12 protein-coding genes and 1 pseudogene are annotated in these 15015 nt (G+C 70.0%); 4 read left to right on the top strand and 9 right to left on the bottom strand.

Annotation, left to right across the window (positions count from 1 at the left end; all coding sequences use genetic code 11):
* Nucleotides 1-71: 71 nt before the first annotated feature.
* From PX52LOC_RS18210 to PX52LOC_RS18200, 3 genes are all read left to right on the top strand, one after another.
* On the top strand, nucleotides 72-662 hold the full coding sequence (locus PX52LOC_RS18210; protein ID WP_149111439.1) for an RNA polymerase sigma factor: 591 nt from the start codon (nucleotides 72-74) through the stop codon (nucleotides 660-662).
* Nucleotides 655-2889 (top strand): serine/threonine-protein kinase, encoded by a 2235-nt coding sequence (locus tag PX52LOC_RS18205; RefSeq protein ID WP_149111438.1) that lies wholly within the window; start codon nucleotides 655-657, stop codon nucleotides 2887-2889. Before PX52LOC_RS18210 ends, PX52LOC_RS18205 begins: the two co-directional genes overlap by 8 nt.
* A 104-nt stretch (nucleotides 2890-2993) precedes the next feature.
* The gene (locus tag PX52LOC_RS18200) at nucleotides 2994-3875 is read left to right on the top strand and encodes a DUF1559 family PulG-like putative transporter (protein ID WP_168219078.1); all 882 of its coding nucleotides are present in this window, start codon (nucleotides 2994-2996) and stop codon (nucleotides 3873-3875) included.
* Between the two features lie 173 nt (nucleotides 3876-4048).
* Here the strand turns inward: PX52LOC_RS18200 and PX52LOC_RS18195 are convergent, their stop codons facing one another.
* The 8 genes and pseudogenes from PX52LOC_RS18195 to PX52LOC_RS18175 all read right to left on the bottom strand — a co-directional run bounded on the left by PX52LOC_RS18195 (nucleotide 4049) and on the right by PX52LOC_RS18175 (nucleotide 11145).
* Complete coding sequence (locus PX52LOC_RS18195) at nucleotides 4049-5083, bottom strand: PAS domain-containing protein (protein WP_149111436.1); 1035 nt, start codon at nucleotides 5081-5083, stop codon at nucleotides 4049-4051.
* An 81-nt stretch (nucleotides 5084-5164) separates the two neighbouring features.
* Nucleotides 5165-6079, bottom strand: a complete 915-nt coding sequence (locus PX52LOC_RS18190; RefSeq protein WP_149111435.1) for an efflux RND transporter periplasmic adaptor subunit — start codon at nucleotides 6077-6079, stop codon at nucleotides 5165-5167.
* Between the two features lie 9 nt (nucleotides 6080-6088).
* The gene (locus PX52LOC_RS18185; protein ID WP_149111434.1) at nucleotides 6089-6454 is read right to left on the bottom strand and encodes an efflux RND transporter periplasmic adaptor subunit; all 366 of its coding nucleotides are present in this window, start codon (nucleotides 6452-6454) and stop codon (nucleotides 6089-6091) included.
* Nucleotides 6447-6677: an efflux RND transporter permease subunit gene (locus tag PX52LOC_RS43355; RefSeq protein ID WP_261368405.1), complete on the bottom strand. Its 231-nt coding sequence runs from the start codon at nucleotides 6675-6677 to the stop codon at nucleotides 6447-6449. The genes PX52LOC_RS18185 and PX52LOC_RS43355 overlap by 8 nt, the downstream gene beginning before the upstream one ends.
* Before the next feature lie 14 nt (nucleotides 6678-6691).
* Nucleotides 6692-9292, bottom strand: coding sequence for an efflux RND transporter permease subunit (locus PX52LOC_RS18180; protein WP_261368404.1), 2601 nt, complete (start codon nucleotides 9290-9292; stop codon nucleotides 6692-6694).
* 158 nt (nucleotides 9293-9450) lie between these two features.
* A pseudogene (locus PX52LOC_RS43350) lies at nucleotides 9451-9642 on the bottom strand (efflux RND transporter permease subunit); the annotation flags it as partial.
* Between the two features lie 63 nt (nucleotides 9643-9705).
* On the bottom strand, nucleotides 9706-9879 hold the full coding sequence (locus PX52LOC_RS40665) for a hypothetical protein (protein ID WP_168219077.1): 174 nt from the start codon (nucleotides 9877-9879) through the stop codon (nucleotides 9706-9708).
* A gap of 33 nt (nucleotides 9880-9912) precedes the next feature.
* Complete coding sequence (locus tag PX52LOC_RS18175; RefSeq protein ID WP_149111433.1) at nucleotides 9913-11145, bottom strand: TolC family protein; 1233 nt, start codon at nucleotides 11143-11145, stop codon at nucleotides 9913-9915.
* 490 nt (nucleotides 11146-11635) lie between these two features.
* Here PX52LOC_RS18175 and PX52LOC_RS18170 point away from each other — a divergent pair, with 490 nt between their 5' ends.
* A complete protein-coding gene (locus PX52LOC_RS18170) occupies nucleotides 11636-11875 on the top strand; it encodes a hypothetical protein (RefSeq protein ID WP_149111432.1) in 240 nt (79 codons plus the stop codon).
* Nucleotides 11876-11904: 29 nt separating this feature from the next.
* On the opposite strand, the gene PX52LOC_RS18165 is transcribed toward PX52LOC_RS18170, so the two are convergent.
* Nucleotides 11905-15015, bottom strand: coding sequence for an efflux RND transporter permease subunit (locus PX52LOC_RS18165; RefSeq protein WP_149111431.1), 3111 nt, complete (start codon nucleotides 15013-15015; stop codon nucleotides 11905-11907).

The raw sequence follows: 15015 nt of genomic DNA, 5'->3' as shown, positions 1-15015 counted from the left end.
CCGGTGTTGGCAAATCGGACCTGGAGGTGTTTAATGGCGAGGACTCGCCGCTTTTCACCGAGACCACTGCCGTGCCGGACGCCTCCCAGTTCGGGGACTTGATGCGCCGCGTCCGTAACCGCGACGAGGCCGCCGCCCGCGACCTCGTCGCCCGGTACGAGGCGACCATCCGCCGCGTCATCCGTATCCGCCTGCGGGACGCGAACCTGCGGCGGTTGCTCGACTCGACCGACATCTGCCAGTCGGTGCTGACCAGCTTCTTCGTCCGCACCGCGATGGGGCAGTACGACCTGGAAACGCCGGAACAGTTGGTGGGCCTCCTGTCCACCATCGCGCGGAACAAGCTCGCCAACCAGGCGAACCGGCTGCGGGCCGGCCGCCGGGACGTCCGCCGCGACGCGGCCGACGGCGAGCAGGCTGAGCGGGTGCCCGACGACGCGACCGACCCCGGCGAACAGGCGGCGTCGCGGGAGTTGCTGGAAAAAGTCCGCGGCGGGCTGGACGAGCAGGAACGCTACCTGGCCGACCAGCGGGCGCTCGGCCGGACGTGGCAAGACCTGGCCGACGAAGTCGGCGGCACCGACGTGGCGTTGCGCAAGAAACTCGCCCGCGCGCTCGACCGCGTGGTGACGAACCTGGGGATCGGGGACGGCGATGCTTGACCGCGTCCAACAGCAACTAGAACCGATCCTCGACCGCCAGGGCCGACTCTGGCGGGCCGGTCGGCGGCCGGCCGTGGCCGAATTGCTCGAACGGTCGCCGCTCCGCCACGACACCGACGCACAACTCGACTTGATCTACAACGAGATCGTCCTCCGCGAAGACCTCGGCGAGGTGCCGACGTTCGAAGAGTATGTGGCCCAGTTCCCGCACCTTCGCGAGGAACTCGCCCTCCAGTTCGAAGTCCACGGGGCGATGGCCACCGACGCCGCGGAGACGCCCCGGCTGACCGACGCCACCCGGCCGGACCTCGAACCGCCGTTCGGCGACGAGTTGCCCGACGTGCCGGGGTACGAGGTGGTCGAAGTCCTCGGCCGCGGCGGCATGGGCGTGGTGTACAAGGCCCGGGACCGGCGGCTGCGACGGCCCGTCGCCCTGAAGATGTTCGACCCCGGCCGCACGCCGTCGCCGCGAGAGGTGCTGCGGTTCCGGGCCGAGGCGGCAGCCATCGCCCGGCTGCGGCACCCAAACGTCGTGCAAATCTACGAGATCGGCGACCACCGCGGCCTGCCGTTCCTCGCCCTCGAACTGGCCGACCGCGGCACCCTCGCCCACCGCCTGCAGCGGCTGCCGTACCCGCCGCGGCCGGCGGCAGAACTCGTGGCCGCCCTCGCCCGCGCGGCCGACCACGTCCACGCGAATGGCATCGTCCACCGCGACCTGAAGCCCGCCAACATCCTCTTCGCCGCCGACACGCCGAAGCTCACGGACTTTGGATTAGCGAAGTTGCTGGTGGAAGACCCGGACGCGGCCCGCGACGCCACCCGCACCGGCGAGCCGGTCGGCACGCCGCGGTACATGGCCCCGGAACAAACGACCGGCCGGCACGAACTGACCGGCCCGGCGACCGACGTGTACGCCCTCGGCACGATCTTGTACGAGTGCCTGACGGGCCAGGTGCCATTCGTGGCCGCGAGCGTCGTCGAGACGGTGGAGAAGATTCGCTTCGCCGAGCCGGTGCCGCCGCGGCGGTTCCAGAAGGTAACGCGGAACCTGGAGACGATCTGCCTGAAGTGCCTGGAAAAGCAGCCAGAGCGGCGGTACGCGACGGCCGCGGCCCTGGCCGACGACCTGGATCGGTACCTCCGCGGCGAGCCAATCGCAGCCCGCCCGGTGGGAGCCGCGGAGCGGGCGGTGCGGTGGACCCGTCGGTACCCGACGCGGGCCGCCCTGATCGGAACGGCGGCCGCCATCCTCGTCGCCGCCGGGGTCGGTTGGAAGATTCGCGAAGGACGAGAACGCGAGCGGATCGCCGAAGTCCGAGCGTCGGTCGAGTCGTTGGTTCGCGACGGGCAGGACGCCCTCGCCCGCCGCGAGGACGTGCTGGCCGAGAGCCGCTTCCAACAAGCCCTTGTCGCCGTGCAGGGCGAGCCGGCGTTGGCCGACTACCGCACCGGCGTCGCCGGCTGGCTCAACCACAGCCGGCAGTTGTTGCACCGCGAGCAGTGGAAGCAGCGGGTGCCCCCGCGGGAGTTCGACGACCTTCGCGACGAGGCGGTCGCCCAGAGCGTGCTGCTCGACCGCCTCGGCCGCGCACCCATCCCGACGGCACGCGAAGCCGTCGCGATCGCCCTCGACCGGACGCTTCCCGGCGACCCCGCGTGGCAACCCCCGCGAGAACAACTGGCAATTCTAGACGCCGACCTCATCGCCCTCGCAGACGGCCCGGCGGCCGCCCTCGCCCGACTCGATCCTGTTCCGACGGGATCCCGCCTTGGTCACCTGCGGCGGGCGGCGTATCTGGACGAACTCGGCCGCCACGACGCCGCGACCGCCGAACGCGAACAGGCGGCGGCCCTTCCCCCGAACGACGCGGACGAGCACTTTCACGACGGCCTCGCCCGGCTGCGTCGGGGCGACGCGGCCGGGGCCTCCACGGCGTTCGAGGCCGTGCTCGACGCGGAGCCGGAACACTTTGCCGCCCGGTTGTGTCAGGCGGTGTGTGTCCTCAAGCTCGGCCGGCCGGGCGAGGCGAAGGTCGGCCTGACGGCGTGCGTCGCCCAGCGGCCGCGGTTCGCCTGGTGCTACCTGCTACGGGCCGAGTGCCACCGGCAACTCGCGGCCGCGGACGCCGCCCGCAAGGACATTCGCGCCGGTTTGGACCTGCGGCCCGCCGAGGCTCTCCGGCTGGCGTTCCTCGCGGCCAACGGTCAGGGCGGGCCGAAATGACGACTGCACCGCGGATTCCCGGAGACTGGCGGACGGTCAAGCGAGTTTCGACTCCTCCGAAGAACGTCGGCGTAGCCCTTCCTGTCGCACCGAGGTTTGCCCCCGTGGCCCGTCGTGTCGCCTTCACGCTCATCGAGTTACTGGTGGTGATCGCCATCATTGCCGTCCTGATCGGCCTGCTGCTGCCCGCGGTGCAGAAGGTCCGGGCCGCCGCCGACACGGCCCGCTGCCGCAACAACCTCAAGCAACTCGGCCTCGCCTGCCATCAGTTCGCCGACGCCTGCGGGTACTTCCCGCGGTGTACGGTCCGCCCCCGCGGCACGACGGCGATCAGCGGCGAACCGATCGGCAACCTCCAAAAGTGGCACAGCGGCACCTACGAGTCGTGGGTCCGCGAGATCGCCCCGTACATCGACCAGCCCGGCCGCCGGGTGCAGGACGCGATCCCCACGATCGGCTGTCCGTCGGACCCTCGCGGCGTCACCTACACGGTGCCGTCTTACGGCTTCACCTGGTACGTCGGCGTGTACTCGAACCTGCAGAACGAGAGCGACGGCATTCTGGTGGACGACTCGAAGTCGAAGGCCGCGGTCAAAATCTCGCACGCCAGCGTGTCCGACGGTCTGAGCAACACCATCCTGCTGGCCGAGCGGCCCCCGCCGGCCGACGGGCAGTGGGGGTGGTGGGACTCGGCGTGCTGCGTCGAGGACACACTGTCGCCCGCCCGCGGGGACCGCAAGACGTACAGTTCCAGCCGGTCCGGCAACTGCCCCAGCCCCGCCCTCTACAAGCCGGGCAATGTCGAGGACAACTGCTCGTTCAACGCGATCTGGTCCTTCCACGCCGGCGGCGGCAATTTCTGCCTCGGCGACGGCAGCGTGCGGGCGATCTCCTACTCGGCCGCCACCCGATCCGTCGGCCCCACGAGTGTCATTGAAGCCCTGTCCACCCGCGCCGGCGGCGAGGCGGTCGCTTCGGACGATTGACTTTTACGAGCCCAGGTGCGATGTCGGACTGCCTGACCTTCGATCCGGGCGGCCAACCCCGTCGCCGATGGACGTGTCCGCCTTATCGGGCACCCCGCACGTCGCAAGGATCATACGTGACGTTTGGAAACCGGACCCGCCGAGCGGCTTCACGCACCGAACCAAGAATTTGACTACTCGTGTTCCGTGATGCCCAGTTCTTCCAACTGAGGCTTCACGACCTCGTCGAAACACGCCGGGCACACCCCGTGTGCGAATCGTGCGTCGGTGTGAGCACTGATGTACGTCTCGACCCGGTGCCAGAACGCACTGTCGTCCCGGATTCGATTGCAGTAGCTACAGATCGGGAGCACCCCGCGCAACTGCTTGACCTGCGCCAGCGCGGCCTCCGCCGCTAGCTTTGCCGCCTTCAACTCTACTTCGGCCCGCTTCCGGCCGGTGATGTCCCGGATGATCCCCTCGGCTGCGATCAACTCCCCGCCGGCGTCCCGCACAGGTGTGACCCGCTGCTCGGTCCAAACCGTCCGGCCGTCGCGCGAGACGAGCCGAACCTCGATCCACAGGTCCGAATCCATTCCGCTGGTCTTCAGAACCGCCAAGCGGGGCTGATCGTCGGGGTGGATCACTCGAAATCCGGCGGCCGGGTCGAGGTACAACTCCTCCGGCGTGTACCCGATCAGGTCGCAAATGGCCGGACTCACATACGAGTACCGCGGGGCGGGAGTGTACTCGAAGCGGAAGATCACGTCCCGCGCGTGCTCGGCCAGCAAGCGGAACCGCTCCTCGTTGGTCCGGAGGTCGTTCTCGGCCGTCCGCTGCTCGGTCCGGTCTCGGGTGACCTTGCCATACCCGAGGAGTTCTCCGCCGCGACCCCGCAGCGGGGTGATGACGACATCCGCCCAGAACCGGGATCCGTCCTTCCGGACTCGCCAGTCCTCGTCCTCGGCTCGTCCCGTCGACCGGGCCGTCTCTAACAGGCGGGCGGGCAGGTCGCGGCCCCGAGCCTCCGGCGGGTAGAAGTTCGAAAAGTGCTGGCCGAGGATTTCGGACGCGGTGTACCCCTTGATCCGCTCGGCCCCGAGGTTCCAACTCGTGACCCGTCCGGCCGGGTCGAGCGCGAAGATGGCATAATCGACGGCCGCCTCGACGAGCAACTGGTAGAGGCCGTCAGGGGGAGGCGGAACAATGTGAGGCGATTCTGCGTTCATGAGTCTATTCCATTTCGGACAGGACGAGACGGCTTTGCAATCCGCATCATCACCGTCCTGAGGTAATTGTTCGGCCGTCGATCAGATCGGCCGCGGGCCAGGCAATCGCCTCCTCGCCCGTAAACTCCGCCCACGCCGCCCCGGCCGCTTGTAGCGGACGACCTGCGTCGTCGTGGCGTCGCCGCGGGCGAGTTGCACCGCCACCCGGACGGCCTTGCCGTCCTCGACGAGGTAGACGACCGCCTCGTCGTTCGCCTTGCCGACCGCAGCGGCCGGCAGGTCGGCCGTCAGCCGGGCGGTGGCGTAGGTGCCGGGGCGGATGGCCCCGGCCGGGTTCGGCACGTCCACCTCCACGCGGAGGGTCCGCGAACCGGGGTCGAGCGACCACGACGTGCGCGTCACTGTGACCGTGCCGCCGGCCGACAGTCCTTGCAGCGTCAACTTCACGTCTTGCCCGGCGGCCACGAGGACGGCGTCGGCTTCGGGCACCTGGAAGACGACGCGGATCGGATCGACGCGGGCGACGCTGAACAGGCCATGCTTGCCGTCGGCGGGGGTGAAGTCGCCGGCACTTACGGCCCGCCGCGTGACGACGCCGTCGAACGGGGCCCTCAGCCGCGTGTACCCGCGGAGGGCGTCCACCCGCCGGCCGTCGGCCTTCGCCACGTAGAGCTTCGCCTCGGCGGCCGTCACGTCGGCTACGGCCTTGTCGGCGTCGGCCTGGGCCTTCGCCACGGCCGCGTCGGCCGACGCCACCTTCGCGTCCGCCTCGGCCTTCCCGGCCTCGGCGGCCTTGAAATGGTTGACCGTCTTGTCGCGGGTCTGGGCGTCGATGACACCGCCGCTCACGAGCTTGCCGACGCGGGTCGCCTCGGACTGCCAGCGGTCGTACAGGGCCTGCGCCTGCGTCAGCCCGGCCTTCGCCTCGGCGACCTGCGCCTTCGCGGCTGTCACCGCGGCGGCCGACGCGGCCTGGGCTTTCTTCGCCTGCGTCACCTCCGCCGTCTATTGCCGGTCCGTCGCCTCTTTCTGTTTGAACTCCTCCTCCAACTCCGGCACCGACAGTTCCGCGAGAACCTGATCCCGCGTCACGCGGGTGCCGATGTCGATAAACCGGTCGTGTTCCGGCCGCGTCGCCTTCGCCGGGTCGGCCGACAGGGTGCGAACGTAGCCGGGAATCTTCACGAACAGCGTCACCTCCTCGAAGGCGACCGCCGCGCCCGGCTGCTCGATGACCCGCTGCACGGGCTTCTTCTGCGGCTTCACGACTGTGATCGTCGGGGCGGCCGCGGCCGCAACCGCGGGGGCCGGCGGCGGCGTGCGGCTACAACCCGCGGCAGCGAGTGCGCCGAGCAGGAAGCACTTACGCATCGGGTGTCTCCGGGGTGTGGTGGCGGCTGGCCGGGTCGAACGGGTCGAGCGACGGCGACACGGTCGAAGCCCGCCCCATGAGCAGGACGAAGGCGGCCGGCAGGACGAACAGCGTGGCGGCCGTCGCGGCGAGCAGGCCGCCGATCACGGCCCGGCCGAGCGGGGCCGTCTGGTCGCCGCCGTCGCCGAAGCCGAGGGCCAACGGTAACATGCCGGCGATCATCGCGGCACTCGTCATCAGGATCGGCCGCGCCCCGTGCGGCCAGCGTCCGCGGCGGCGGCGCGGGCGGTCATGCCGGCCACGTGGGACCGCTCGGCGAACGTGGCGAACAGGATCGCGTTGACCATCGCCACGCCGACGGCCATGATCGCCCCCATGAACGATTGCAGATTCAGCGTGGACCCGGTCGCGAGCAGGGCCAGCACCACGCCCGCCAAAACGGCGGGGACCGCCGCGACGGCCACAAGGGCCAACCGCGGCGACTGGAAGTACGCCGTCAGCAGTAGGGCCACCACCACGACCGCGACGGCGAGGCCGAACGTCAGGCCGCGGAACAGTTCGCGGAACGGCGTCACCTGTCCGCGGACGTCCACGGTCACGCCCTTCGGAGGGTCGCCGGCCGCCCGGATCGCGGCCGCCACGTCGTCCGCCACGCCGCCGAGGGCGCGGCCCTGCACGTTCGCCGTCAGCGTGACGACCCGCTTCATGTTGTACCGGTCGTACTCGCCGGGCATCGTGCCCTCCTTCACCGCCCCCACGTCGCCGACGAGGACGCGATTCGTGCCGCCGCCGACGAGGGGGACGAGTTCCAGATCTTTCGCGGCCGTGACGAGCGTGTACGGCACCTCCACCTGCACTTGATAGCCGATGCCGCTGGCCGGGTCTCGCCAGTAGTTCGGCACGGTGAACCGGCTCGACGACGTGAACGGCGTGACCGCGCGGGCCACGTCCGCCGCCGTGCCGCCGGTCGCGGCAAGGCGTTCGCGGTCTACCACGACCTCTACCGTCGGGTAGTCGAGCGGCTGCGAGAATTGCAGGTCCTTCAGCCCGGCGGCCTTCTCCACCTCGGCCCGCACCTTCTCCGCGTGGGCACGGCTCGCGACCACGTTCGCCCCGGCGACTTGCACCTCGATCGGCGTCGGCGAGCCGAAGCTCATCACCTCGTTGACGATGTCAGCCGGCTCGAACGACACGCGAATCTCGGCCGCCCGCTTCTTCGCCTCGTCGGCCGACAAGCCGTCGGCCGTCCACTTCGCGGCCGTCCATGCCGCCAGGTGGTCCTGCAATTTCTCGCGAAGCTTGGCCTTCAAGTCGTCGATGCGGCCGGACCCCGGCTTGAGGGCGACGCGGACGGTGGACTCATGCGGGCCGCCCATCCACAGGTAGACGGCGTTGATCGGGTAACTCGACGGCACGACGCCGACGTAGCCGAGCGACAGGGCCACGTCGCCGCCGGCCGCCCGCACCTCGTCGCCGACGAACCTCAGGGCTTCCTGCGTGATCGCCTCCGTCTGCTCGATGCGGGTGCCGGTCGGTGCCCGCAATCGAAGCTGGAACTGTCCGGCGTCCACCTGCGGGAAGATGTCCGTGCCGATCCGCGGGCCGACGAGGAGAACAACGGCCGACGCGACCGCGAGGTACGCGGGCACCAGCAGCCACCGGGCGACCACGGCCGCGGCCAACAGCTCCGCGTATGCCCCGCCTTCGCCCCGCGTTCTGCGTTCCGCGTTCCCCGCTCGAAGGAGGTACACGCACAGCACCGGGACGAACGTGCTGGACAGGACGTAGCTCGCGATCATCGCGAAGCCGACGGCCAGCGACAGCGGCAGGAACAGGCCGCGGGCCGCTTCTTCCATCACGAACGACGGGATGAACACGGCCAGCACGCACAGCATCGCCAACAGCCGCGGCACCGCGGTCTCCTGGTTCCCGCGGCGGATGGCGAGCGCGACGGAATCGGTTCGTTCGAGCTGCCGGTGGATGTTCTCGACCTCGACCGTCGCCTCGTCCACGAGGATGCCGACGGCCAGCGCGAGGCCGCCGAGGGTCATCAGGTTGATCGTCTGCCCGGTCAGCCACAGGGCCACGAGGGCCGCGATCAGGGCGAACGGGATGTTCAGCACGACGACGATCACGCTCCGCCAGTCGCGGAGGAACACCAGCACCATGAGGCCGACGAGAGCGGCCGCGATCAGCCCTTCGAAGGCGACGCCGGTCATGGCGTTCGTCACGTAGGGGGACTGGTCGAACTCGAAGCTCACCTGGACGTCGTCCGGCAGTTCGGCCTGCATCTTCGGCAGGTTGGCCCCCACGTTGTTCACCACGTCGAGGGTGCTGGCGTTCGCCCGCTTCGTCACCAAGATGTACACCGCCCGTTTGCCGTTGACGAGGGCGTATCCGGTCGGGATGTCGCTGGCGTCGTCGATTAGCGGCCGGGCCGTCACCGGGTCGCGCTTCACCACGTCGCGGAGGAAGACGCCGGGCTTCACCTCGATGGTGCCCAGGTCGGCCGGGTTCACGACCATCGCGTTCGTCGGCACCAGCGGCATCCGCGTGGCGTCGCGAATCTGCCCGGACGGGGCGATGGTGTTGCCCTCGGTCAGCTTCTTCACCACGTCGTCGGCCGACAGCCCGTAGGCCTTCAGCCGGTCGGGGTCGGCCCGCACCACGACGGTCCGCTGGCTGCCGCCGAACGGCGGCGGGGCGGACACGCCCTCGATGGCCGAGAACATCGGCCGCACCTTGAACAGGGCCTGGTCTTGAACCTGGCCGATGGTCTTCGTCTCGCTCGACAGCACGAGGTAGCCGACGGGCACGCTGCCAGTGTCGAACCGCATGATGAACGGGTTGACCGTACCCGACCGTCTCGGCCATCGCCTGGGCCATGTCCGTGCCGGGGTGGAAGTACAGTTTCATCAGGGACATGCCTTGGACGGTTCTTCGACTCGACGTGGTGGATGCCGTTGATGTAGAGGAAGTGGTACTCATAGTAGTTGGCGATCAGCCCCTCCATCTGCTGCGGGTCCATACCGCCGAAGGGCTGGCACACGTAGACGACGGGCAGGTTCAGGGTGGGGAAGATGTCGACCTTCATGCGGCTGTACGCGAGGCCGCCGGCGAACACGACACCGACGACGACCACAAGGACCGTGACCGGGCGGCGCAGGGCGGCGGCAATCGGGTTCATCTCGGGTTCCGGCGTAAGAACGTGCTGTTGATGTAACCGCGAACGCGAGCCGGTGGGTAGCTGCTATTTCGCGGGTGCCGTAGGTTCGCAAAGTGCCTGGGCGGGCTGGCCGAGGACGCGGTACAGCCGGAACTGGGCGCGGTTGTGGTCGGCGACCGTCTGGTAGTAGTCGCGGTACGCCTGATCGAGGGCCGTCACCGCGGCCACGGCTTCGAGCGGTCGGAAGACCAGGAGCAACTGCTCGCCGACCCGCTTCGTCTGGCCGAGTCCTTACAGGCACTTCTCGGCCGTCGCGGTCGCGTTCGTCAGCCCGTCCTCGGCGGCCTTCAGCCGCTTCGCCGCCCGCGTCGCCTGGGCGTGGGCCTGCACGATCTCGGCCTTCACCTGATCCTGCGCCCGCAGCAGCTCCAGCAGCACGCGGCGGCGGTCGCTCTCCCGCTCGCGGACGGCGGCCAGGTTGCCGAGGCCGAGGTTCTGGAACTCCCACACGGCTTGCAGGTCCACGCTGAACCGGGCACCGAAGTTCTGCACGTCGTCGTTGACGCCGCCGCCGAAGTACCCGCCGGCCAGCCCCGGCACGTTCGACCCGACGCCGCGGGCCGCCACCGTAGGGTAGTACGGCCGCCGCTGTTCCTGCTTCACCCGCACGAGGGCCGCCTGAATTTTGGCTTGCTGCGATGCCAGTTCCGGGCGGTGCGTCAAGCCGGTGGCGAGCAGGTCGTCGAGCGACGTTTCTGGGTCCAGGAGGGTGACGACGAGCGACGGGTCTTCGCACGGTTCGATCGGCGTGCCGGCCGCCAGCCGCAGCAGGCGGGCGAGTTCCGCGCTGGCCACCTGCCACCGCTCGTAAGCCGACTCCACCGCCTGCCGTCGGCGTGCGGCCTCGGCCTTCGCCCGGTTCACCTCCACGTCCGGCGTCAGGTCCGGGGCCAGTTTCTCCGTGCGGGCGACCAAGTCGTCGGCCCGCCGCAGCGTTTCGAGTGCCCCGGCCACGTCGCCGCGAGCCTGCTGCACTTCGAAGTAGGTGACGGCGACGGCCAGCATGGTGTCGTTCCGCACCGCCTGGGCGTTCGCCTGCACGCCGCGGAGCACCTGCCGGGCGGCCAGCGGGGCGTACACGGCGTCCGTGACCGACACCACCGCCTGAGGCCCGGCACCCAGCAACAGTGACGAGCGACTGGTGCCGAAGACGTTGCCGACGATGTCCTGAATCTGCCCGTCGTGGCGGAAGTAATCGACGCCGACGTTAACGTTCGGCAGCCATAGGGCGTTCGCCCGGTCGAGTTGCGCCGCCGCGAAGCGAACCCGCTCTTGGGCGATCTGAACATCCAGCGGGTTCGCGTTCGTCAGGGCCAGGGCGGTCGGCAGATTGATCGCCAGGGTGCCTGAAGCGACCGTCTTCGTCGGGGGTAACGGCGGTGCCGGCTCCTCGTACTTCGCCGACTGGACCGGGGACGGGATTTCGGCCTGTGTCGGTGTTTTGGCCGCCGGGGTCGGGGGCATCCCCGCGATCGGGATGGGCAACGACTGACCGTCAAGGGCCGCGCACGCCGGCAAGCCCGCGGCGAGGCAAAGGGGTCGGACTCGCACGCGGCGTCGGATGACCGGCCTCCAGACTCGAACGGACTGCATTGTCTTCGACGAATTCCGGTCGGACTCTCCAGGCATTCGCCCTCACAGGCGTCCAATTCTGCCCGGGTTGCCGCGCTGGAGTGAATACGCATTCGTTCACCACCTGGACCGCGTAGGCCCGGATCGGCGGGACGGCTGTGCCCCGGCCGCACACCTAGTGAGCCGTACTCGCACGCGATTCGATGCGGCCGACAGCGGCTTTGCTGGAAACGTGGGCCGGGTGCCGGTCGTGAATCGCAGGAATCGGCCCAAGAACTCGTGCCCTAGGCCGCGGACCACCCGACGCAGCTCGACCGGCACCGCGGTTGCGTAAGCCCCCGCGAACCCACCAACGTTGCACTTTGCCCCGAAGGAGCCGAGTATGTTCGTGACCGCCGATACCCCCATCGCCGCACTGTGCCTGATGGCCATTTACTTCATTGTGGGCCCGCTCGTCGTTCTTACCGCAGGCCTGTGCGGCTGGCTCGTTCGGCAGGCCGAACTCGCCGCGGACAAACGGGTCATCGAGGAGGGAGCATCGGGCCCTTCTTCTCCCGCGTTGGCCGGTCTCCCACGGGGTGGGGCAGCCACCGACAAACCGAGCATGACGACGGCCGCCTGACCTCCGACCCACGTCGGCCGGATCGGGTTTCACCCGGGAGTGGCTGGGGCCACTTGTTCGACCGACAGCCAGCGGCCGAACAGGTGGTAGAGGACGGGCAGCACCAGCAAGGTGAGGAGCGTACTGCTGACGATGCCGCCGATCACCACCGTCGCGAGCGGCCGCTGCACCTCGGCCCCCACGCCGGTATTCAAGGCCATGGGCACGAACCCCAGGCCCGCCACCAGGGCCGTCAGCAGTACCGGCCGCAACCGCTCGACCGCCGCCTCTTCGACCGCCTCCCGCACGCCCAGGCCGGTCTCCCGCAGGTGGCGGATGAAGGTCACCAGCACCAGGCTGTTGAGGACGGCCACGCCGCTCAGGGCGATGAACCCGACCCCGGCGGACACCGAGAACGGCAGACCGCGGACCCACAGGGCGGCCACCCCGCCGACGGCCGCGAGCGGCACGCCGCTGAACACCAGCAGCACCTCGCCGGCGTGACCGAGCGACAAGTACAAGAGGGCCAGCACGATCAACAGGGCGACCGGCACGGCGATCATCAACCGGGCCTCGGCCCGTTGCAGGTTCTCGAACTGCCCGCCCCAGGCGATGCGGTACCGGCCGCCGGGCAAGGGGACGGACGCCGCCACCTTCTGCCGGGCCTCGGCCAAGAACCCGCCCAGGTCGCGGCCGCGGACGTTGCACTGCACCGTCAGCCGTCGCTGGCCTTCGGCTCGTTGAATCTTCGCCGGCCCGTACACCACGGCCACCTCGGCCAGGTCCGACAGCGGCACTCTAGCACCGCCCGGCGTGAGGACCGTGACCGCCCCGATGGCGTCCGGGTTCGACCGCCAGGCGTCCGGCAACCGGACCACCACCGGGAACCGCAACTCTCCCTCCAAGACGTCGCCGGCCGGCACGCCGCCGACGGCCTCCACCAGTCGGAGCACCGACCGGGCCGACACGCCGTGCCGGGCGAGCATGGCCGGCCGCAGTTTGACCTTCAGCACCGGCTGGCCGGTCACCTGGTCCGCCACCGGCGCGTCGCACCCGGGCACCCCGGCCAGGGCCGCCACCACCCGATCGCCGAGCCGCTTCAACGTGTCGAAGTCGTCGCCGTAGACCTCGACCGCCACGTCGGCCTTCACCCCGGAGATCATCTCGTTCACCCGCTGTTCGATCGGCTGGGTGTAAGTGCAGTTCTGCCCCGGCAGCCCGTCGAACACATCCTTGATCTTGCCGACTAACTCGTCCTGCGTGGCCGCCTTCGTCCACCGGTTCCGCGGCTTGAGCATGATGAACAGATCGGTTTCTTCCGGCCCCATCGGGTCGGTGGCCACGCCGCCGGTGCCGCACCGCGCCCACACGCGAGCCACCTCGTCCGGGAACTCCTTCAGGAGCAGCCGCTCCATCACAGTGTTCGCCCGCACCGCTTCGTCCAAGGTCGTGCCCGGCAGCCGGAAGACGGTGAGCGTGAGGGCCCCCTCGTTCAGCCGCGGCACGAACTCGGACCCCAGCCCGCGGGCCAGCACGACCGCCGCCAGCAGGGTCGTCGCGGCCAGGGCCAGCACCGCGGCCCGCCGCGGCAGGGCCAGCCGCAGGACCGGCCGGTACAAGTGCCGGACGAGTCGCACGGCCCGAGGGTCGTGCGACGGTAGCCGGCGGGGGAGGACGAGACTGGCGAGGGCCGGCATGACGGTCAGCGACAAGAGCAGCGACCCGGCCAGGGCGAAGATCACCGTCCACGCCATCGGCCGGAAAAACTTCCCCTCCACCCCTTCGAGCGTGAGGACCGGCAGGTACACGGCCATGATGATGAGCTCGCCGAACAGTGTCGGCCCGCGGACCTCGACGATGGCGTCCCGCACGGCCTTCCGGTGGGCGGCCGGGTCGCCGTCGTCGCCCCGCAGGGCGATCCGCCGCATGACGTTCTCGACCATGACCAGGCTGGAATCGACGACCAGCCCGAAGTCGAGCGCGCCGAGGCTGAGCAGGCTGGCGGCAATGCCGAACCGCAGCATGCCGGCGAACGCGAACAGCATCGACAGCGGGATGGCGGCGGCCACGATCAGCCCGGCCCGCAGGTTGCCGAGCAGGGCGAACAGCACGGCCACGACGAGCAGCCCGCCCTCGAACAGGTTGGCCCGCACGGTGGCGATGACGTGGTCCACCAGGTCGGTCCGCTCGTACACCGGCGTCACCGTCACGTCCGGCGGCAGCCGCGTCTTGGCGTCGGCCAACTTCGCCTGCAAGCCCTTCGTGACGGCGTGCGGGTTCTCGCCCATGAGGGTGAACCCCAGGCCGAGGACGACCTCGCCGCGGCCCATCGCGGACACCGCCCCGGTGCGGAGGTCGCTGCCGGCCTCGACGGCGGCCACGTCGCATACCCGCACGGCCACCCCGGTTTGGCCGGCCGGCTTGACCGGGATGGCGAGCAGCTCGTCTACCGTGTTCGCCCGGCCGACGCCCCGCACCAGCACCTCGGACCCCGGCCGCACGACCCGCCCGCCGCCGACGTTCAGGTTGCCGTCGGCCACGGCTCGCACCACCTCGTCGAAGCTCACCCCGGCCCGCCGCAACTTGTCCGGGTCCGGGCGAACGACGTACTGCCGCTCGCCGCCGCCCCAACTGTTCACCTCGGCCGTGCCGGGGACGGTGCGGAGTTGCGGCCGCAGGGTCCAGTCTTGCAGCGTGCGGAGTTCGACCGGGTCGCGGGTCCGGCTGCTGAGGGTGTAGTGGAACACTTCGCCCAGCCCGGTGGCCACTGGGCCGAGCTGCGGGCGTTCGGTGACGTTGGCCGGGAACTCGACGGCCGTCAGCCGCTCGGCCAGCAGTTGCCGGGCGAAGTAGATGTTGGTGCCGTCCTCGAACGTGACGACGACCTGCGACAGCCCGAACTTGGACACGCTGCGGGTGGGCTTGATCTTCGGCAGCCCGCTGATGGCCCGCTCGATCGGCACGGTGATCTGCTGCTCGACCTCGACCGGCGACAGGTTGGGGGCGTAGGTGTTCACCTGCACCTGCACCGGGGTCGGGTCCGGGAAGGCGTCGATCGGCAGGTCGGGCACGACCGCCGCGGCGACGGCCGCCAGCAGGGCGGCCGTCAGCAGCACGACCGCCCGGTTCCGCAACGACCAGTCGATGACCGCGGTGAGCAT

The sequence above is a fragment of the Limnoglobus roseus genome, assembly GCF_008254045.1.
GTDB lineage: Bacteria > Planctomycetota > Planctomycetia > Gemmatales > Gemmataceae > Limnoglobus > Limnoglobus roseus.
The sequence above is the reverse complement of the archived record's forward strand: the minus strand, read 5'-3'. Positions and strand labels throughout refer to the sequence as shown.